We start from the raw sequence: 20,503 nt of genomic DNA on the forward strand, positions 1-20,503 counted from the left end.
CTCACCCGGAACATAGACGGTTCCCAGTATTTCCTGCCCCAGTCGCATGACGGACAGATATACGGGACACGCTATCGGGCCATGGAACCACAGGGGGAAACTGCGTGGTAAGACTTCGACGTCGTCGCGTGAAGCCTCCCGACAGGTGCCGGCTGACGGCCCATGAGGCGCAGGTCTGGCGGTCCTTTCGCGCCGCCATCCAGGGCGAGAAAGGAGAGAGCGCCGTAGCCCATGTGCTCGACCGGAGCGGCCTGGCCGTGCTGCACGACGCCATGCTGCCGGCAGGTGGCGGCAGGACGACCCAGATTGACCACCTGTTTCTCAGCCCGAGGGGCATCCATGTCGTGGAGACAAAGCGGTATGGCGGCGAACTGACCGGACACCCGGAAGATGAACGGTGGCGACAACGTTTCGCGGGCGAGGCGCCCGACGCCCCACCCCGACTAATTTACAGCCCGGTGATGCAGAATGCCGCCCATTGCCGCGCCGTCTACGCGCTGGCCCGCCTCGTGGACCCGACCATCCAGGTCTTCAGCCACGTCGTGATGACGGGAACTGCGGTCCTGTCACCTGCGCTTGTCGCCTGCACCCTTTCCCTTTCCGGGTTGGAAACCCTGCTGCACGATCTTGAGCGCAACGTGCCGCGGGGCACACTGACTGACGCATGGCGGCGCATCGGGCTTGCCTGCCATGCCAGCGGGCATCAGTAAGCGGCCTCCCTGTCGAGAAAATCGAGCAGTTCCGCGATTTCCCCGGTTGAAAGCATGCGCCCACCACAGGCCTCACCGTCGCGGGGAAAGTCGAGCGGCTCGCCGCCATGATCACGGTTGCCGGCGCTGATCCAGAGTACCCGCTCCGGCTCCTCGGGATCATAATCGAGGCGAACCCCGAGGCCATCTCCAAGGTCGATGAAATCGGAGAACAGGTCGTCCTCACACCGCAGCGGAAGCGTGCCGATTTCCACACCGACCCATCTGTCGGGAAATCTGGCCCGGAGAAGGTCGGCGAGCTGGCGCGTATGCAGCCTGAGGTCCGTCGGGTCCCGGACGGGCGGCGGTGGCTCCAGAGGCTGCAGGAAACCCGCCTCGTCATCATCCCAGTCATCGGGCTCAATCGGCGGCACCGGCTTTTTCGCCATAAATCAGACGTCCTTCGACCAAAAGAAAAGCAATTTAAGACCGAAGCGTCGGGCGGAACCAGCCTGTTTGGTGCAATGCCCCGGCCGCGCGAACGCATGTCGCCGCTGCCGGAGCATGCATTGTCCGCATTCACAAGCCAAGCGCATTCAGTTCCTGATCAACCTGCCTCCAACGACCGTCAGACTGGCGTGGTTCGTTCCTGCCGTGATTCCAGCTGCTGACCCGGTTCTCGAGTGGAATTTCGTCAATGAACCGGCTCGGACGGGAAGATCCGCCCTGGCGATAATCACAGAACGTGATCGTGGCCTGCTCCATAGCCCGGGTCAGCGCCACATAGGCAAGGCGACGCTCCTCTTCGGGATTGCGCGACATCGCACCGGGGAAAATCGCCTCTTCCCACGCAGGAAGAAAGACGTGCCGGAATTCCAGTCCTTTCGACCGGTGCATGGTCATAAGCTGAACGCGATCACGACCTTTTTCTCCAGGTGCTCCGCCTGCCAGTGCCGCATGCTCCAGGAGGTGTTCCACGCGCCGGAAACCCTGGGCCAGTTCGATCAGTTCCGCGAGGTTCTCCCGCTGGGTTGCGGCTTCATCCGAATCATCAGCCCGCAGCATGTCCAGATACCCTGTTGCCTCGAGCAGGCCGGTAAGGCGCTCCCCAAGGCTTTCCCCTTCCCGACATCCGATCTGTCTGAGGATCTGGACGAATCCCTGCAGCGCCATGGCACATTTCGGGGGCAGCCGGGTCCGTGTGGCCGCCGCGCATAGCGACAGACCACCCGCCGAAGCCTCCATCTCGATTTTCCCCAGGCCCCTGGCGCCAAGGCCCCGCGGGGGCCGGTTGGCCATCCGCCGAAAAGCTTCATCCGACCTGCGCTCATCAGGCCATGCGCAAAGCGTCAGCAGGGCCAGAGCATCCTTGACGGCAGTACGCTGATAGAAACCCACATCCCCGATGATCTCGTACGGAATGCGAGCGTGGAGCAGTGCTTCCTCCAGCGTTCGGGAGAGCCTGTTCTGGCGGTAAATGATAGCCATGTCATGCCAGGCGACGCCGGTCGCCGCGCGGCGGCCAATCTCCCGGGTGATCGCCGCAGCTTCCTCGGTGGCGTAGGAGAACCCCAAAACCTCGATCGGGAGGCCCTCGCCCCGACGTGTAAACAGTCTCTTTTCGATCCGCGACGGGTCAAATGAAATCACCGCGTTCGAAGCATCAAGAATATGGCGGGTGGAACGGAAGTTCTCCTCCAGCTTGAACATCTTCGCATCAGGAAACTCATGCGGGAAGTTCCGCAGGAAGCCGACTTTCGCCCCGCGCCAGGAATAGATGCTCTGGGAATCATCACCCACGCAGAACAGTTCACCAGACGTCCTGCTAAGCAACGTGAGCCACAGGTACTGGGCGCGGTTCACATCCTGAAACTCGTCCGCCATCACGGCCGTAAAACGGGCGGACCATCGGCGATGGTATTCTGCATCATGCAACATCGCGAGGGTCGGCCACATCAGCAGATCACCAAAATCCGCCGCGTTCTGCTCGCGCAAGATCGCCTGGTAACGACCATACAGCCCGACCACAAAGCGCCAGCTTTCATGATCCACATGGAGATTCGCCGACTGTCGCCTGCGGATCAGGCTTTCAACATGCGCGAAAGCAGCCACCGGTGTGATCAGATCCTCTTTCAGCCGCGCAATCCGCTCGGCCATTTTTTTAATCTGTCTCGCGTCTCCTGGCGCTCCTTCCTGCGGCACGGGAAGCTTTTCCTTCGGGACAGTCCTGATCAGGCGGCGGACAATGGCGAGACTGTCCTCGGCGTCACGAATGTCAAAGCCGCTACGCAATTGCGCCACTTCAGGCTCGGCCCGTAGCTGTCGGGCAGCCAGGGCATGAAAGGTTCCAAGCCATGTCGGTACCGAGTACGGCCCAAGAACGTCTCCGATGCGCTTGCGCATTTCCTGGGCGGCCTTGTTGGTAAAGGTTACACAGAGAATCTGGCCAGGAACCATGCCATGCAGTTCGACGCGGGTTGCGACCCCGGCTGTCAGGGTTTTGGTCTTGCCGGTGCCTGCCCCTGCCAGAACCAGAACATATCCCAGCGCCATCGCCGCACGCCGCTGTTCTGGCGTCAGACTGTCAAGGACGGGCGCAAGAGCGCGTGGAACGGGAAGATCACCGATCATAGCTCTTCCAGCCCTTCCGCCACGCAACCCGGGGTGGTGGTGATCTTACCGGTCGAGAGCAGGATCGTCGCCGGACAGAAAAGATCCCAGTTCCCAAGCCCGCGTTCCCAGTGTCCATCGATAACCAGGCCCACAGGACAGCCCGGCCGCTCGTACAGGCGGACTGCACTTTGCGGTATCGGGGGATCATCTTCTGCCTGCGCCAGACGCTGGCGCAGGTGGCGGTTCCAGATGCTCCGGGCCGAGCGCGACCCGGCAAACGTCCGCGAAAGGTCTGCCTTCATCGCCAGACGCGCAATCCCCAGATCCGCATAGTCTGAAACATATCCCATGACCCTCTCCTGTGTGAGATGATCCTGCGCGCAGGACCGTTTGGCGCCCACCTCTGTGGCACGCCAGCCGTAAATGACGATCATCCCGTGATCGTCAGTGAAGGAGGCGATGCGGCCTGCCAAGTCCCGGCCTCGAGCCATGGAGGCCGCGCGTTGCCCCGCAATCGACGAGCCACGTATTTCCGCATATCCATCGCCACCCTGGCAGAGCCGTTCGGGCATGCGCGCGGGCCTGCAGATATCTGGACAAAGCCTGCACCTCGTGATGCCGTCTGTCCGGTGATCCCAAAGGATTTACGCTGGTTCACAAGGACATCCCCGGCGATGAACCTAGCCGTGGTCCGGCAGGCTTCCCGACAGGTTCAGACGGAGCAGGCAATGAGGCGTCCGAAACCCGCAGCGGCCGCTGCGTGCCGTGCGCCTCGGCCTGACCCAGCCATGACGGAGATACCGTCTCCGGCTGCGCTTTCGCCCCTGAACCCAGGACTTCGGACAGACGGCACAAGGGCGCAACGGGAACAGAACCTGCCTGCATTCCTTCCCTGCGGGTCCTCAGGACCGCGTTCCAGTCCTCTCCCGGCCCTTTCGGAGATATCCGCCCAGACCAGAGACCGACGTCCTGCGCCATCGCAGCGAATTTCCCGGCATAACGATCCCCCTGCAGGTCGTTATCAACGGCAACAACCAGTCGCGCTTCAGGCTGGGCGGCGACCTGCGTCATGACCCGCTTCAGGTTCGCTTCGCTCTCTGGGCTCATGCCGCCACCCGTCGAGGTATAGAGCGTTCCTTTCGGAAAGCGATCGAGTGCAGCAAAGGACAATGCATCAATGGCCGCCTCGGTGACGACAAGGCGCGTCACCGGTTCTTCTCCCCCGTCGGCCCGGAAACCAAAGAGACGCTTGCCAACCCCGCCCGTCGAAAACCCCTTGTAATCCGGCCCCCGCATTTCCATGCCGGTGAACTGCCCGTCCGCATCCCGGTGGCCGAACCAGGCAGTTCCGTGCGGGCCTTCCTTCAGCGCCCCCTGCTGTCCGGCAATCGCGACAAGATGGTCGGGCAACCCACGGATCTCCGTCAGATAGCGCCATGCAGCCGTCCCCTGTCCAGGTGCGGCACGACGGTTCCACAGTTCAGCGGGATCGCGCCGCGGTCTGTCATCGGCTCCCTTCGTACGCTCGACAACTTCGAGCGTCGGGCTCCTGCCGATCAGGGCGCGAAGTTCCTGCCTGACATGACCGAGGTTCTTCGAGGGATCGAGATACTGGACAAGCTTGAAGACATCACCTTTGCCGTCGCCCTTGGGGTCCCACCAGCCCTTGCCATCGTGATTGACAATAATGGCCTCACTGTCACGGCGAAATTTCAGGTTACGTGCGGAACGCTGCGCGGTGGCCTGCCGATCCAGCCGGAACCCGGCTTTCTCCAGCACAACGGCGCAGTTTACAGCATTGCGAAGCTCATCAAGTTCTCTTTGCTGTGCTTCTGGGGAAGACGTGTAAGCCATGAAAGACACTCCTTCACGAACAGCATGGGTTGTGTTTCAGACCGCTCCGGTATTTACGGTGAGTATTTGAGATGATCGTGCGGAAACATCCGACAACCTCTGTATGGTTCGTCGAGATATTGCGTCCTGATATTCCGCGTTGAGGGTTTTTATTCTGCGTAACCTGCAAAAGAATACAGGACGCACGAATGGCTGCAGTTTACGCGCGGCAGCAAACGGCATGTGCCCGCGCCACTGCGCGCGCATTACCGGGACTATGGATGAGCGGGCACTCACGACGCCAGATACTCCCTGTGGAGGATCCCGTCTGCGCCCACATCATGCGACTGACGAAAAAATAAGGTTCACGAACCCGCTTAAAGGCCGATGGAGAAACAGGAGAGACACAGTTCATCCCCGATGTGGACGGACGACCGGCGTTCCGATATCGGCCGACAGGCTTTCCCGACCGCCCGCGCCATCAGGTCGAACAGGCCTCATAAGTATTCATGACGAGAACTGGCGCGGCAAAAGCCGCACTTTCTTCTCCCTGAACAGGCAAAATGCTCCGGGTCATTGACGACCCGGAACATCGCGCGGCCTAAAACGGGATTTCGTCATCCACTTCCTGCGCGTTGGAAGTTGCGGCAGGAACGGGGCGCTGTGCAGCGCTCCGCGAGGGACGCTCTTCATCAAAACGTCCATCGCCCGTGCTTCGACCATTGGCCAGCACCTTCAGGTTTCCATCAAACCGATCAATGATGATCTCGGTCACATAACGGTCCTGTCCCTGCTGATCGGTCCATTTGCGTGTCTCGAGATGGCCTTCGACATAGACCAGCGTTCCCTTCTGGCACCGACGTTCGATCACGGCCGAAAGGTGATCGTTGAAAGAGACGACACGGTGCCACTGGGTTTTTTCCCGGCGCTCGCCGCTCGCGCGATCGGTCCAGGTTTCACTTGTCGCCACGCCGAAGGATGCGATTTTGCCCTCCCCTTCCCTACGTGCGGCAAGCTCCGGATCCCTGCCCAGGTGACCGATGACGATGGCGCGATTGACTGACTGGCTCATGGTCTTGTTCCTTTTTTCCTTCCTGGTCGTCTCCGGCCCCTGCCGGATCTCTGACCTGGTGCGGTCGCGCGGAAGCGGGCCACAGGCGGCGGGCGCAACCTCTCGGGGCGGCAGTGGTGCGGAAGCCGCGCATGCGGCTTCACGGTGCCGTCCCGACCGCAGGCCTGGGGGTTGCGCCCGACGACGACCGCTTCAGACCGCAAAAACCAGGTCAGAGACCCGGCAGGGGCCGAGGTCATGCTTTTGGATTTTGATTTCTGTTTTATTTTCCTATTTCGCTCATAATCGTGTCATTTATTCTTGTACAATTATGATAGTCGTCCTAGAATTTCCCTGTCTCTACATTGGGAGTTCATCATGGCCGTGATTACTGCGTCGGAAGGCCGCATCACCCTGAAGGCCGACTTTCATCCCGAACTGGCAATCCAGGCCCGACGTTACAGGGGACGTTTTCTCGGCAAGGAAATCGGCTGGTCCTTCCTCCCCGAACACGAGCCGGCGATCCGCCAGATCTGCCAGGCCCTGTATGGCGTGGATGGCACGCCAGATGCGTGGCATGACTGCTGCACCGTGCAGGTCGAAGTCGACGAGCAGGATGTCAGGGCACCGCTGTGGCGCCAGTTCAACGCCGATATTTACCTCGGTGGCCGTCACGTTGTCGGTGTTTTTGGTCCCCGTCAGGCAGTTCGAACCGGCAGGGGCATAAAATTCCTGCGCGGCCAGCCGCATTGCGCTACCCGGATTGGCGCCTACCACATGGAGGTACCCACCGGCAGCATTCTGGAAATCCGGAAATATCCGCGTGCCGCACTGGCGTTCCTGGGCAGGTGCCTCGACGGGCATGGCTCCTGGCACGTGGCCCAGGGCTAGAGCAGCCCGAGTTGCACGGTGGGCACGGGTGCATCCGCTGACGTCGCTGTTCCGCCATGCTTTGCCTGCAGACGGGCCAGCTCCACTTTCTCGCGCGCAACCTGTTCCTCGCGGGCACGGCTCGTCCATACCTCGACCAGCAGGTTTTCCCGGACACGCTTCCCGATTTCCTTCTCTACATCCGACCAGACAAAAGTCGGGTCGCCCCAGCAGGGATATCGCGCAACCTGATCGAGGAAATCGCGCCGTGTGGCTGCATTTTCGAACCATGTCTGCGCGAAGCCGGTCCGATTATAATGCGCGATAAATCCGAACATATTGCTCAGCCGGTTATACAGGGCCGGGGTAAATTTTTCTGCAGGCATTCCGAGTGCGATGAACAGCAGGATCGCATTACCAAGCTTTGCCTTTTGCTGGGCCGTCGCCCATTGGGTGGGTTTCAGGACAACCGGGTCGAAAGGCGGGATCCGAAGCCGCTCGCACAGGATCGGCCCCGCCGTCATGACACCTGGCTCCGGCATCGATAGCCGTTATGAAAGCGGTTCACATCCGGCAGATCCGGAGAATACCCCTCGCCCAGACTCTCTTCACTCATCCTTCCAGATAGCGCACTGCCACGGTCACACGGCGCGCATTGGCGAGGCTGCGCAATACGACCAGATCCGAGCGGCCCCGCATATAACGGTCTTCCCAGAGACCGGTGACGGGGTTCTGCGCAGCCGCCCCCATCGTGCCGTTCAGAAAGCATTCCACGATCCACGGCCGGGTCCGATAGGGACGTCCTGAAACAGGGGCCGGAAGACGGAAGATGGTGCCACTGGCAATGGTCCCGACCCGGAGCGGATTATTACCGCCCTGGAATGGAGACGTATAATACTGGCGGATCATGCCACGTCTCCTTTGCAGGACGCCATGTTTCCGGTTTCGGCTGCGGATCGTCCATGCAGGATCCGCGCGCCATCAGCGTCGTTATCGACCATGAGAACCCATCTGTCGGTCCCCAGGGCGCCAGTGCGGTAAGCCGCATCAAAGCCACGTGGCTTACGATCGCCCCGACGGATATGCACAGTGATGGAAAACGAGCGCCCGGGATGCGCGCCGGCGGTCCTCTCACCGTAAAGCGTTACGGCAGTCGAGATTTCCGCGAGCGTCCGGGCTTCTGTCATCCCCCGTGCACCAAGGTGTTCCATCGGCAGCGCCTGAAGGATGGCGCAGCCGTCGGAACGGATGCGCACGGCGGGAGTGGCAATCAGGGCAAAGACAGGCATGATGAACTCCATCGCTTAGCGCGCCCATGCGGGCGCACAGGTTTTCAGGGGTAGATTTCAGGCGGCAGAAGCCACGTACTCGACGGACAGCCGACGTGTCGATGAGCTGAAAATGTATTGGGCCGCGGCTGAAGCAGCACTCGCTGCGGTGAAAATGGCGCGCTTGTCAGCCTTCAGCAGTGCCAGCCAGTTCCCGATGTAATCCGCATGGCGGACCGTCGGCTCGATCTGCAGTTCCGCGCACACGAAAGCTGATGTCATCTCTGCGACCAGTTCCTCGGCCGCGTAGGCATGGTCACCAAACCGCTTGCCAAAGGTGCGCGCCAGCCGGATTTCGGACCCGGTCCAGTGTCCGATCTCGTGAAAGACGGTTCTGTACCAATCGATCTGGTTTAAATAGGACTGCTGAGGCGGAACCCGGATGAAGTCCCCGTCCGGGGCATAAAATGCCTTGTCGCCGCCGATACGGATGTCCGCCCCGGTTTCGCGCATCAGCGCTTCCGCGTGCGGCACGATTTCGCGTTCCGGCAGCGGCGCGGTCGGCGCGACCATGCTCTCCGGCAGGTTCTCGCACTGGTCAAGATTGAATACCGTAAACCGCTTTAGAAACGGGATCTGGCGTGGCTCGTCGGAACCCGCTTCCGATTTTGGCGTGAAACGGTCAGCATAAAACACCGTCGTTCCCTTCTCGCCTTTCCTGACATTGCCGCCCTGCGCATGCGCCTGACGGAACGTCAGCCATTTCTGGGTAGAAAACCCCTGCATCTCTACCGAACCCCACAGCATCAGGATGTTGATCCCGGAATAGGCCCGATCGGTCGCGGCATTACGCGGCAGGGCAATGCCGCATTTCGCGCGGCTCCACGGGCAGACCCACGGCACGGTTCCCGCTTCAAGTTCGCGGATGATGCGGTCAGTGACGGACTGGTGAATATCGGTACGTTCGGTTCTGGCCATGATCAGTCTCCAGAAAATGCAGACGCCGCCCCGAAGGGCGGTGCGAATGGGCAGCGGATGGCGAGGGTGGTGTCACCGGAGATCGATGATGCCCGTGCACGGATCGAGGAAGACGTCGGGCAGCAGGAGGAAAGTGACCATGGAGGCCGTCCAGAGGAGCACGATGACGACGAATTTGGCAATTTCGACGGCGGGGCGGGACGGCGGCGCGATGCGGTTCTGTGCCATTTCCAGATCCTTTTTTCGGGGGTTTCGACCCCTTCCGGCGACCGCAGGGCAGACTGGCGGGCAAGGGCGCCGCACAGCGGCGGCACCGGAGCCGCGCACAGATGGCGCAGCCATCGCGCACGGCGAGGAGCCACCCCTTGCGCGGCAGGCTGGACTGTGGTGCACGCCTCCTACCTTCACTGTTTTATTTATTTATATATTTTGTTTTTATTGTATTTTTATTCAGATTGGGCCTTTCCAGAGCCGCCATCCGGTCGTCCGGATCGGTTTTTTTGCGGGGATGCCAGATAGGGGCAACTGATCCGCGCAGGCGTGACATCAATCCACAAACGACTGCCCACAGTCGCCTCCAGTGCCTTGCGGATGGTGTCGGCAGAAAGAAATTCCGCGCCATCGTCACCGCCAAACGACGCGCGTTTGACATCGTACCAGTCGTCAGGACGTGTGCGCGGGTCCGCTTCGACAGCATAGGCGACAAGGTTCGCCTGACCCTCAGCGTCACTGAAGCCCGGATAACCATTCGACATCAGGTACACCCCATGATCGCCAACCAGCATGAGACCTGCCGGTATCTTCGCACGGTCGACATCCGCACCGGCCGGATGGCGCGACGACACGCCAGCCTTGAGAAAGGCCGGGTCAACAAGCTGATCATAGGTAGGGGGATGTTCGCTCGCGGCTTGCGCATGAGCAAGAAGACGCGCCACCAAGGCGTGGTCAAAATGAAGTTTCATTGCAGTATTCCTTCGTGTGATTCCTTGCGAGGACACAAAAAAGGCGGAACACCGAAGTATCCCGCCTTAAGAAATAAGAACCGGCGCCTCTGGCCCGAGGGACGCCCGATGCCGTTGCCGGTCATTCATCTTCATCGTCATCAAAGAAACGAAGCGAGGCATCGACCGGGCCGTCCGCATCAAACAGGACGTAATCACAGTCGTGATTCCGGGCCAGGGCAAGAATGGCCCGCAGTGATCGCGACCCCGGCCAATCATGGGAGTATGGATCCAGCGGGACATGGACAAACCATCCGTGTGGGCCGGACAGGCAGGTCAGCCCAGAAGAACCACCTGACCTTGCATATCTCTCAAGGTGTCCGCGGTCCGACAGGGGGAGGTGGCCGGTGCTCAGGTCGAGGAATTTCCGGATCTGGAACGGCGCTAACATCGGGTTTCTCCCTGCTGGAGGATGAGGCGGGTCAGACCGGCCCGGCGCTCTCGCCGAATGCGCCAGCGGGCAGGACCCATTGTTCGGGGGAGGTGAGGACACGGCCACGCCAGCGGCGGCAGAGCGCGCGACGCACCAGACTCGGGTGCTGGCGCACGGGGCCGTAGACCGTGCCGCCGCTGGCCAGCGTGCCGAGGTCCCGGTCGCGTCGGATGGTGCAGCCAAATGCGCGTTCCCACTCACACAGCCGGGCGAACCGATCCGGGTCCACGTGCCGCAGCGTTGCAGCCTGATCAGCAGACATGAATACACATGTCAGGCAGGACAGACGGCCAAACCCGAGCTGATAGGGAAGCGGCGGGATCACGCCATGCCGACGCAGGATCTGCCAGACAGCCGCTTCACTCCAGGCATGTACCGGCCGCCAGTGATCGATATGCCGTCGGATCCGACCATCACGACAGTCTGCCCGGTGCCGCTCAAAGACAGCGTAACGGGCACGGTTCGCGGATTCCGCCGCGCGTTCTCCGGTTACAAACAGGGTCCGGGCATGACTGAAGCGCGCCTGGTTCCGCAGGGCGCCATCCGCAACCATGATCTTGGCGTATGGGGAACACCAGCGGACCGACAGGTTCGCCGAAACCTGCGGGAAGCGGCGGCGTGTATTGGGCGGTCCCTTGCCACCGACAGTGACCCGCCCTGTCGGCGTATCGAACCAGACCGGTGCGGTCGGCGCATTCTCGCGCAGCATTTCCCGCACGATCCCGCCCTGGCGCGCGGAGAAATACAGCCTGACGCCAAGGGCTGCAGCCAGATGCCGCCCGTAATCGGGCACATGCGGCCAGTCAAAAACGTCCCCGTCATCGTCCACAAGATGGTGCCACCACTCGATGCGCTGGGGCGCCACGCCCTTTTCGAGCAGGTGCAGGGTACTAGCGAGGGAATCCTTGCCAAAGGAACAGGCGATGATGACGTGATCATAACGCGCCAGATCAGGTATCTCTCCGGGCTCCGGCGGGACAGTTTCCTGGCGGGATGACAGGCTTGCGGTCGCCATGGACATTCTCCTTGTCTGAATGTCTTCTGGCGGTCCGAAGGGGTATCGCGGGTCAAACGCGGCGCGTGCGCCGGCATCGCAGGCCCGCGGAGCGGGACAAGAGCCACCGTTTGAGGCGCGATGGCCCTTCGGGCATATTTTTTCCTGTGTCTTCCTGCTTTTCCTATGCGTCCGCGTTCAGGTATTCGTGCAGATACCGGCGCAGCACCATGCAGGCTGCATGGGTGTCCCGCTCACCGTCATCCGCAAGGACACGATCCATCACTCTGGCGAGAACGGCGGCTGCCTCTCGGCCCGGGCTGAAAACAAGGGAAAAACCAAACTGTCCCTGCAGCACGCCGGTCCCGGCATCGTGGACCATGGCCACGATCTCGCCATGGACGACTTCCTCGACCTCAAGGTCCACTTCCTGGCCGTCAGGCAGAATGGTGGTCCGGATCCCGTCAGAGTCCACACTGTCGGGGACCGCATTGAGGACGATCCGCGCAGCCGCCTCGGCGTCCGTCGCCGTGACCCTGAAATCGCCGGCATCGGCTTCAAACAGGCGCTCAACCAGCGTGACACGAAAATCAGGCATTGCCGTCCTCCCTTACCAGGACAAATTCGCTCAGTGTCTTGGCTTCCCGCCATGGGCAGTGGCACACCATCACGTCCTTTCCGCAGATCTCGACGACACAGCCACGCTCTCTCAGCCGGGCCAGCTCGGCCGACGTGACTCTGGGAACCGCCGTGAAAGCGGAAAATTCGACGACTGCCGCCTCCACGCTCTCATAGGGTCCCCGCCATCGGCGGGCCGCGGGCGGATAGATTTCAGGCGTCCGGATCAGAACCCCACCATCCGGGTGGAAACCCAGTTCAACCACATACCTGCCGATCAGACGCTTTTCCGTCACGTATTCATGGGTCATCACGGTTCTCCTTCGCCGACGCAGGTGAACGCGTAACCTGACGTTCTGGCTAAGCCCGGTTGGGGCGCATCGCAGAATTTCGCGGTCGACGTCCTGCCTGAGGCAGTTGCTGGCTCACCGCCCGACGTCACCATGGGGGCGACGGGCCGTGAGCCAGAGCCTTACGGCGGCAACAGCCTCGCTCAGCTGAAACCTACAAACTCAACATGCGTCCTGAGGAATTCTTCAGGTGTCTGCGATGGCGGCGCCAGGCTTTCCGCCCTGCCGTGCGGCACGTCATCCTCCTGATCTGCCGCCAGGTCTGGGGATGCACCAGCCACTTCATCGAGCTCAATGCCCGACGCGGCAGGATCATCGGTTCCCGGGCTATCCGCCAGCGCACCAGCATCCGCGTCGTCTTCCAACTCGGTATCGTCGTCATGCGCCAAGTCCCCATCATCGTCATCCGCTCCGGATGGCGGGACGAGTCCTTCCGCGAAGGTGGCGTTCAGCGCTGCGACATCGACCTGGAAACGCGCTGCAGGATGCACCCAGATCCCCTGCCCGACATGGTCCATCAGGGCGCGGCGCATTTCCTTGCCGGTATTGCGCGGCAGGATGCCTTCCGCCTTTATGGCCTTCGTGATGCCGGGCTTGCTGAGCGTTTTCAGGAAGTCTTCATCCGCCATGGCGGGCAGATGGTCGTCCGCTTTCACGATATGGCCGACCAGGACACCCCAGTCGCCGCTATTCGTCGCGTTCTTCTCGCAGGACAGAACGGCTTTGAGCACGTCGACAGCAGCGCCACGCAGGAGCGCCTCGTCCAGCGCCATCTCGCCATCCTGGAACAGTCCGGCGGCGGCCACGAGCCGGCGTGACGGACGGCGCTGCGGGTAGTGTGCGTTGGAATCCCCATCCACCCGGACATTCTGCGCATTGAGGGCCGCGATCATCAGCCCGACCAGGACCCATGGATCGGCAGAGCCCCGCATGCCGTCCAATGCGGCATGCAGCGCCTGGGTGCGGAAACTGCCGATCATGTCAAAACCGCGCCCCGAAATATCGGGCCGTTCCCTCGGCCCTTCTGGCAGGGCTTCAATGACGGCGGATGGCGTCACGCGACCTGCCGCCTCGCTGCCCGGCAGGACGCACCAACCCTCGCGAACCTTGAGGCGATGATCAAGCCAGAAGAATTTCGTGGCGCCCTCGCGCTGCCAGTAGATCCGGACCATGCCGGGTTCGAAAACCGGCTCGCCGTTCTCGTCGCTCTGCACGATCAGTGCGTCTTCAGGCGTGTTCTGACCCAGCCACTGGCGCTGCGCCTTCTCATAGGCGAAGCCGTCATCGGTATAACGACCGTCCTTCCCGGCTTCACCGAACAGATCTTCCTGCCAGGCGATCCGGCAGCTTTTTGCAATGGCGTCATCGAACGAGGCCTCGTTTGCATAAAAACGGTCCTGCCGCAGGGCAGATGCAATCCGGTCCCAATCGGGGATGGCAGCACCGGGTTCCCAATTTCCGTCGGGCAGTTGCTCGCCCTCATCTTCGCAGGCTTCGACATCCTCGGGCGGCGACGAGCCAACCAGAAACCCGAAATGGCCCCAGACCTGTTCCTGCAGCGCGGTGGACGCAAGGGCGATACTCGCCAGTTCACGATTGCCGGGACCTTTGCCCGCCTCGATCCACGCCAGAATCTCGGGCAGGATGGCAGACAGGCGGCCGATCTGCTTCAGCTGCACCGGTGTGAGCATCAGCGCCTTGCAGATCGCGGTGTCATTCCACTTTTTTTCCTCCCGAAGCCTGGCGACAACCCGCCACTGTTCAACCTGGGTCATGGGCTGACGGATCATGTTCTCCGACGCGGCACGCATCCGGTCCAGTTCCACATCATCGCCTGCCACCGTCACCTGAATGGTTTTCAGGCCGGCCTTGACCGCGGCACGCCGGCGGCGATGCCCTGCAACGATCATCAGGCCGCCCGGGGTTTCGCGGACCAGAGGCGGGTGGATGATCCCGACGGCCTTGACGTTCAGCGCCAGCTGGCGCTCTTCCGCCTCATTTGGGATGGATTTCCGCGGGTTTTCGGGGTTGTCGAGCAGGGTTTTCGGATCGACTTCGCGCAGTTCCATGATTTTTACTCCGTGTTCTCAGGACGCCTTTCCTGATGCACTCCGGCGGCCAGCACCGGGCTGGCGGGGCAAGGGCGCCGCGCAGCGGCGGCACCGGACCCGCGCGCAGGCGGCGCAGACGCCGAGCACGGGGAGGCGCCACCCCTTGCGGCGCCTGGCCGGAGATGGCAGCCCTTCTCAGGCTGCCACCTCTTTTTCCTTCTCCCTGTCCTCGGTGTCGTCATGCGCCGGGTCTTCATCGGTCGCGGTCGCCGCCAGATCGTCTTCCAGCGCTTTCAGCTCAGCGCGCTTTTCATCAAGCATCGCCTGTTCCGCGAACGGCAGGCCCAGACGGGCGCGGTAGGATGGCAGGCGATGCTGCGCTTCCTCCCGCATCCGGATTGCGTCATGGAGCGCATCATCGATCCGAAGCAGCGCATGTTCGAGCCGCGAGGTCAGCCCAAGGCCCTTCGTGTCGTCCTCGACGGCGATTTCAATGCGGCCTGAGCGCGCTTCCACAAACAGCGTCACGTCGACCGCGCGCTTTTCGCCGCGCATACGACGGCCTTGCCCTGCTTCACACATGACGGCGAACCCACCGATGCGTCCGAGGTTCCAGATCCCTGCCTCACCGTTCTTCGCGGCCAGGCGGACCTGGGACAGGAGCCATGACCCGGCCTTCTCGCGCTCGCTGACGTCCCCCTTGTCCCGACGCAATACGAACGCATCCCCCTTCGTGGGCTGACGGCTGGCAATATCCGCCTCGATAAGCGGGATCTGGCGCTCCGCGCCCGCAATCTCACGCTCGGCCCGGTCGATGGCACGTTTTACGGCGAACTGGTCGTCATAATGGGCGGCCGCGAGTCTCTCGAGCCGCGCAAGATCGGCCTCCAGCCCGGCTTTGTGCATCAGCCGGGCATCGCCTGAGGCGAGCGCCTTGGCCATGGCGAACTGGTTTCCCCCTTCCCCGCCAATGTCCTCAATCCGGCGGATGGAACGATCACCTGACATCGCAAGGCCAATAAAGCGCTGCTTGCGTTCGAGGAGCTGCCAGTTGGTCGCGTCAACGGAACTCTGCTGGGCGTAGGCGTAGAGTTCGATTTCCGCGTGCTGGTTGCCCTGCCGCTCGATGCGACCCTCGCGCTGGATGATGTCGGAGACCAGCCACGGCACGTCGAGATGGTGCAGAGCCTTGAGGCGCTGCTGGGCGTTGACGCCGGTGCCCATGGTCGCCGTCGAGCCGATCAGGATCCGCTTGCGGCCGGCATTGAGATCACCGAACAGCTTCTGCTTCGCCGCACTCTTCCTGTAGTGCTGCATGAACGCGATTTCCGCGCGCGGCACGCCCAGGCGGATCAGTTCATCGCGGATCCACGTGTAGGCGGAAAAACCGCGTGTCTCCATCGCGCTCTCGGTGCCCAGATCCGAAAAGATCATCTGCACCGCCCCCGGCAGGTCATACGGTCGACCGGTTTCAGGATCGCTGTAACGGCATTCCGATGTCTCCTGCCATATCCGGAACACGTTCCCGATCATCAGGTTCAGCTTCGATGTGTCGTCATTCGCGGCGAGAGGGGCGACGAAGCGCAGGTCGATCGCGGCATGACGGGCATCCGTGATGACGGACAGGAGGATGTCATCGCCCTTCTGGGGACGCCCCTGGCGTGCTTCGATGGCGTTGATGCGGGCCGCCAGCGTCTTCTGGTAGGCCCTGAAGTTATCGTTTGTCGGCGCGACAATAATCTCGCGACGTCCGCCCCGGATTGCTGGCAGATTCACGTACTGGCGCAGGTCATCGTGCTGCACGACATCCGCGAAGTCGCGATACATCGCCATGAGGTCGGCGACGTTGACGAACTCGGTGAAGCGCGTGACCGGCTTGTAAAGCCCGCTTGGCTGCAGTTCCAGTTCGGTACGGGTTTCGCCGAAATTGGCTGCCCAGGCATCGAATTCGTGCAGGTAGCGCTTCTGCAGCGCCTCAAGATCCATATAGCGGCTGACCGTCCACATCTCGGCCAGCGTATTGGTGATCGGGGAGCCGGACGCCATGATCAGCGGGCGCTCCGGATTTTTTGCCGCCAGGTAGCGCGTCTTCACGAAGAGATCCCAGGCCCGCTGCGAGCCGTTCGGATCGACCCCCTTGAGGTCGGACTGGTTGGTTGCAAAACTCAGCTTCCGGAACTGCTGCGCTTCATCGACGAGGATCTGGTCGATGCCAATCTCTCCCAGATGCACGAGATCGTCCTTTCGAGCGGCAAGGCCTTCCAGCTTCGCCTGCATCTTCTCCTTCATGCTCTCGACCCGCTTGCGCGACAGGCGGTCGGCCGCGTCGACGCTTTCCAGCACGTCCTCGTAAGACGCGATCTGCGCCTCGATCATCTGGCGTTCGAAATCGCCCTCTACCGGGATGAACCTGAATGCGTCATGCGTGATGATGATCGCATCCCAGTTTCCGGTCGCGGCCCGGGCGAGGAACCGCTGGCGCTTTGCCTTCACGAAGTTCGTCTCGTCAGCGACAAGGATCCGTGCGGTCGGGTAGAGCATGAGGAATTCGCGGGCCATCTGGGCGAGGCAGTGACCAGGGACGGCAATCATCGCCTTGCTGATCAGGCCAAGCCGCTTCTGCTCCATGACGGCCGCAACCATCGAGAAGGTCTTTCCGGAGCCGACCGCGTGCGCGATATACGTGCCGCCTGCGGCGATGATCCGCCAGATGACCCGTTTCTGGTGGGGGCGCAGGCTGATCGTGGTACTTGCACCGGGCAGGCGCAGATGGGAGCCATCAAACGCACGTGCCACGAGGTTGTTGTAGGTGTCGTTATACAGCCTGACCAGCCTCTCGGCCCGATCGCCATCCTGCCAGACCCATGTCTCGAACGCACGCCTGATCGCCGCCAGTTTTTCCTTTGCGGCTTCCGTCTCCTGTGTGTTCAGTTCGCGGTGCTCATTGCCATCGCCATCACGCCAGACATCCCATATTTTTGGCGATGCCTGCGTCAGGGCATCTTCCAGCAGTTCGCCGGCATGTCGCCGTTCCGTTCCCCAGACTGACGTTGCCTCGGCCTTGCCCATGAATGCCCGCTTCTCCACGGTCCAGCAGGCGACCGCGGGCGCGTGATAGATGGTCGTTTCGACCCCGAGCACCTCGGCGGTAAAGGCGATGATGTCGCTGACCGGCAACCACGGAGCGCCAAGGCGCGCGGTGATCTCAGACGGACGTAGATCGGCTGGCTGGACGGCTTCCAGCGCCGTGACGTTCCGGGCGTAGCGCCCATCGATCCGGGCCGCATCGCGTGCCTCTTCCAGCTTGGTCCGCACGGTGCCGGAGAGCATTTCATCAGCCGTGACCCAGACATCGCGACCATCCACGCTTCTTACCGGATCGAGATAGACCGCATCCCCCAGTGCGGCTGCGACCTCAGCTTCGGACTGCCCCATGAGTTCCGCGATCCGCGGCATTTCCACGCCGCCTGTTTCATGCAGGCAGACGGCCAGGGCGTCATGGGCGGAATGGATCTCGGGTTCGACAGGCGCATGAATGACGCGCTCCGAGAAAATCGGTCCCATCCGGCCTTTCTGTGTCGCCTCGTCGTATTCCTCGATGGACGAGACCAGCCAGACATCGGGATCATCATAAAATGGCGTCAGGTTCGGTCGCCGCTGGGTTTCGTTTTCAACCCCGGTTTCCGGATCGATCCTGACTGTCACATTCATCAGGTTGATCGGCCCGAACTGTCGGACAAAGCTGAAATAGGCACGCTTCAGATCACCCTGCAGGCGTCCATAGGGCAGGTTCTCCATCTGCGCCCGCAGAACCGCGCGTGCCGCATCCCGGACGGGTATCAGCGCGGTAATGATCCGGGCATGTTTCTGAAAGAGGCCGTCCTTCTGATCCCCTTTCCTGATGGCGACAGTGGTGACCTGTCCGTCGCAGATCTGTTGCAGGACGCCTTTCGTGACGAAGTAGGAGCCCTCTTTCAACTGGGCGCCATCGGCAGCCGTGCCGACCAGCACACCGGCTCCTATCGGCCGTACAATGCGCTGGTCCAGGGGTTCCGGAAAGCGCACGTCCTGCCCGATCCGGCTCAGGGCCTCGGGCAACTTCACATCGAGCCTGAATCCGTCAGGCGCGTTGCACGTGTAGTCGGGACCGAACTGGGTGGTGGTCCAGCCGTGATGGCCAAGCACCTGCTCCGGATGGTCGAGGAAGTAGCGATTGACGAGGAGCGGACCGTTACCCAGGTCGCTATCTGCAAGGGCGCCGGTTTCCAGCCAGGTCTCATCGTCGACCACGTCGCCAATCATGCGCTTGCGGAACACCAGCACGTCCACCACCACGTCCGTGCCGGCGTCATCGCGCATTGCCCCGGCCGGAAGCCGGACCGCCCCCACGAGGTCAGCCATGTCGGCGATGGTTCGACGCGCGGTGCTGTCCGTCTTGTCCAGCGTATGGCGGGACGTGACGAAAATTGCGATGCCGCCCGGGCGGAGTGCTTCGATGGATCGGGCAATGAAAAAATCATGCAGGCTCAGGCCAAGCCGTCCCAGACCTTCCGGGCCACGCACGGTGCGATTGGAAAAGGGTGGATTACCGATCGCAAGGTCATACCCGTCTGCGAGCTTCGCTGTCGTGAGATCCTCGCTGCGGATCCACTGGTTCGGATAGAGCCTGCGCGCAATCCTTGCCGTAATCGGATCATTCTCGATCCCGGTAAAGGCGATGCGTCCCTCGAGCCTTTCCGGTCGGGCCGCGATGAAAAGACCGGTCCCACAGCCGGGTTCAAGCACGGAACCGCCTCTGAAGCTCATCTGCAGCACTTTGTTCCAGAGTGCGTGCACGATCAGTTCAGGGGTAAAGTGCGCATATTGTGTCGCGCGCTTCAGTCCTGCCCTTTCCACGTCTGTTGTGGAGGCATGGATCGCCTCGCCAATCTCTTCCCAGCCTGGGCGGGCGCTATCGCTTCCGGATGGAAACAGGTTGTTCGCCAGTTCTCCTGCTCCAAAGCCAATGAAGCGTGACAGGATGATCTGTTCGGGGGACGAAGCGTTTCGGTCTGCTTCTTCAATCTCCTTGAGCAGCGCGATAGCCAGTGCATTGTCACGAGCCCGCTGTTTCCAGGTGTCAGCGAGGCCTCGGTCGGCCACCATATGAAAGTCGATCTTGGGAAGGGCCATCGCGGCCGGCAAGACAGGGGGCGAGCCATCTTCGCCTTCAAGTTCGCCCCAGAAAAGGTCGTTCTGGGTTTCTGCGAGAGCGGTTGTGCCGAAGAGGTTGAGCTGGAACGACATGGCCGTGCTCCGTACAAACGCCGGCGCCCGGTGCTGCTTCTGCAGGCCGGGATGTTTCCGGGTCAGGTTTTCGGGATGTCAGGAACGGGCGTGCTAATCAGGTTGTGTCGCCTGATTACTCTTTCCTTCAGCTCTCATTGCAACCGGGTCGGGCGGTGCGGGGCAAGGGTGCCGCGTAGCGGCAGCACCGGACCCGCGCGCAGGCGACGCAGACGCCGAGCACGGGGAGGAGCCGCCCCTTGCGGCGTGCTGGTCGATCTGGTGCTTTTACATACTGGCTTATATTTCTATTATGGCTTTTTATTCTCGGTTTATTAGCTTTTGGATTCTCGAATCTAAATCATATCCCTAAAGGGGTGTTTCTCGATTGGTGTAGTTGCAGAGATTGCGACGTTAATTCAACGTCGAATAAGCTGCTTCTTCAAGGGGGGAAAGCTGCTGCTTACATACCGGAAGGTAATGCGTCTT

Annotated in this window: 20 protein-coding genes; 3 read left to right on the forward strand and 17 right to left on the reverse strand. The window is 61.6% G+C overall.

Annotated elements, in window-relative coordinates:
- Positions 1-104: 104 nt before the first annotated feature.
- Complete coding sequence (locus tag GXY01S_RS11730) at positions 105-710, forward strand: nuclease-related domain-containing protein (RefSeq protein WP_255210431.1); 606 nt, start codon at positions 105-107, stop codon at positions 708-710.
- On the opposite strand, the gene GXY01S_RS11735 is transcribed toward GXY01S_RS11730, so the two are convergent.
- The 5 genes from GXY01S_RS11735 to ssb all read right to left on the reverse strand — a co-directional run bounded on the left by GXY01S_RS11735 (position 704) and on the right by ssb (position 6,207).
- Positions 704-1,138: a hypothetical protein gene (locus GXY01S_RS11735; protein WP_061275296.1), complete on the reverse strand. Its 435-nt coding sequence runs from the start codon at positions 1,136-1,138 to the stop codon at positions 704-706. The two genes, GXY01S_RS11730 and GXY01S_RS11735, sit on opposite strands and share 7 nt — an antisense overlap.
- Positions 1,139-1,268: 130 nt before the next feature.
- The gene (locus tag GXY01S_RS11740) at positions 1,269-3,320 is read right to left on the reverse strand and encodes an ATP-dependent helicase (protein WP_061275298.1); all 2,052 of its coding nucleotides are present in this window, start codon (positions 3,318-3,320) and stop codon (positions 1,269-1,271) included.
- Positions 3,317-3,874 carry a hypothetical protein gene (locus tag GXY01S_RS19000; protein WP_061275301.1) on the reverse strand — a complete coding sequence of 186 codons (558 nt, stop codon included), beginning with the start codon at positions 3,872-3,874 and terminating at the stop codon, positions 3,317-3,319. The genes GXY01S_RS11740 and GXY01S_RS19000 overlap by 4 nt, the downstream gene beginning before the upstream one ends.
- 82 nt (positions 3,875-3,956) lie before the next feature.
- Positions 3,957-5,156, reverse strand: a complete 1,200-nt coding sequence (locus GXY01S_RS11750) for a DUF3991 and TOPRIM domain-containing protein (RefSeq protein WP_061275303.1) — start codon at positions 5,154-5,156, stop codon at positions 3,957-3,959.
- Positions 5,157-5,736: 580 nt separating this feature from the next.
- Positions 5,737-6,207 (reverse strand): single-stranded DNA-binding protein, encoded by a 471-nt coding sequence (gene ssb / locus GXY01S_RS11755; RefSeq protein ID WP_061275305.1) that lies wholly within the window; start codon positions 6,205-6,207, stop codon positions 5,737-5,739.
- A 357-nt stretch (positions 6,208-6,564) separates the two neighbouring features.
- On the opposite strand from ssb, the gene GXY01S_RS11760 reads away from it, so the two are divergent.
- On the forward strand, positions 6,565-7,077 hold the full coding sequence (locus GXY01S_RS11760; RefSeq protein WP_061275307.1) for a hypothetical protein: 513 nt from the start codon (positions 6,565-6,567) through the stop codon (positions 7,075-7,077).
- Here the strand turns inward: GXY01S_RS11760 and GXY01S_RS11765 are convergent.
- The 12 genes from GXY01S_RS11765 to GXY01S_RS11815 form a co-directional block, all read right to left on the reverse strand.
- Positions 7,074-7,580: a hypothetical protein gene (locus GXY01S_RS11765; protein ID WP_061275309.1), complete on the reverse strand. Its 507-nt coding sequence runs from the start codon at positions 7,578-7,580 to the stop codon at positions 7,074-7,076. The two genes, GXY01S_RS11760 and GXY01S_RS11765, sit on opposite strands and share 4 nt — an antisense overlap.
- An 88-nt stretch (positions 7,581-7,668) precedes the next feature.
- A complete protein-coding gene (locus tag GXY01S_RS11770) occupies positions 7,669-7,965 on the reverse strand; it encodes a hypothetical protein (protein WP_255210432.1) in 297 nt (98 codons plus the stop codon).
- Positions 7,962-8,345: a hypothetical protein gene (locus GXY01S_RS11775; RefSeq protein WP_238322075.1), complete on the reverse strand. Its 384-nt coding sequence runs from the start codon at positions 8,343-8,345 to the stop codon at positions 7,962-7,964. Before GXY01S_RS11775 ends, GXY01S_RS11770 begins: the two co-directional genes overlap by 4 nt.
- Before the next feature lie 57 nt (positions 8,346-8,402).
- Entirely contained in the window at positions 8,403-9,302 is a 900-nt protein-coding gene (locus GXY01S_RS11780) for an ArdC family protein (protein ID WP_061275311.1), read from the reverse strand.
- 72 nt (positions 9,303-9,374) lie between these two features.
- Complete coding sequence (locus GXY01S_RS18590) at positions 9,375-9,530, reverse strand: hypothetical protein (RefSeq protein ID WP_010515653.1); 156 nt, start codon at positions 9,528-9,530, stop codon at positions 9,375-9,377.
- A 218-nt stretch (positions 9,531-9,748) separates the two neighbouring features.
- Positions 9,749-10,264, reverse strand: a complete 516-nt coding sequence (locus GXY01S_RS11785) for a DUF3085 domain-containing protein (protein ID WP_061275313.1) — start codon at positions 10,262-10,264, stop codon at positions 9,749-9,751.
- 121 nt (positions 10,265-10,385) lie between these two features.
- On the reverse strand, positions 10,386-10,694 hold the full coding sequence (locus tag GXY01S_RS11790) for a DUF5983 family protein (RefSeq protein WP_061275315.1): 309 nt from the start codon (positions 10,692-10,694) through the stop codon (positions 10,386-10,388).
- A gap of 31 nt (positions 10,695-10,725) precedes the next feature.
- A complete protein-coding gene (locus GXY01S_RS11795; RefSeq protein WP_082770857.1) occupies positions 10,726-11,757 on the reverse strand; it encodes a phosphoadenosine phosphosulfate reductase domain-containing protein in 1,032 nt (343 codons plus the stop codon).
- A 157-nt stretch (positions 11,758-11,914) separates the two neighbouring features.
- A complete protein-coding gene (locus GXY01S_RS11800) occupies positions 11,915-12,328 on the reverse strand; it encodes a hypothetical protein (RefSeq protein WP_010511890.1) in 414 nt (137 codons plus the stop codon).
- Complete coding sequence (locus GXY01S_RS11805) at positions 12,321-12,659, reverse strand: hypothetical protein (RefSeq protein WP_061275317.1); 339 nt, start codon at positions 12,657-12,659, stop codon at positions 12,321-12,323. The genes GXY01S_RS11800 and GXY01S_RS11805 overlap by 8 nt, the downstream gene beginning before the upstream one ends.
- A 182-nt stretch (positions 12,660-12,841) precedes the next feature.
- Positions 12,842-14,767, reverse strand: a complete 1,926-nt coding sequence (locus GXY01S_RS11810) for a ParB/RepB/Spo0J family partition protein (RefSeq protein ID WP_061275319.1) — start codon at positions 14,765-14,767, stop codon at positions 12,842-12,844.
- Between the two features lie 177 nt (positions 14,768-14,944).
- Positions 14,945-20,035: a lactate dehydrogenase gene (locus tag GXY01S_RS11815; RefSeq protein ID WP_061275321.1), complete on the reverse strand. Its 5,091-nt coding sequence runs from the start codon at positions 20,033-20,035 to the stop codon at positions 14,945-14,947.
- Between the two features lie 239 nt (positions 20,036-20,274).
- Between GXY01S_RS11815 and GXY01S_RS18760 the strand changes: the two genes are divergently transcribed.
- The coding region (locus tag GXY01S_RS18760; protein ID WP_218003165.1) for a hypothetical protein at positions 20,275-20,503 on the forward strand (229 nt) is incomplete at its 3' end.

The sequence above is a fragment of the Komagataeibacter xylinus NBRC 15237 genome (assembly GCF_001571345.1).
Classification (GTDB): domain Bacteria; phylum Pseudomonadota; class Alphaproteobacteria; order Acetobacterales; family Acetobacteraceae; genus Komagataeibacter; species Komagataeibacter xylinus.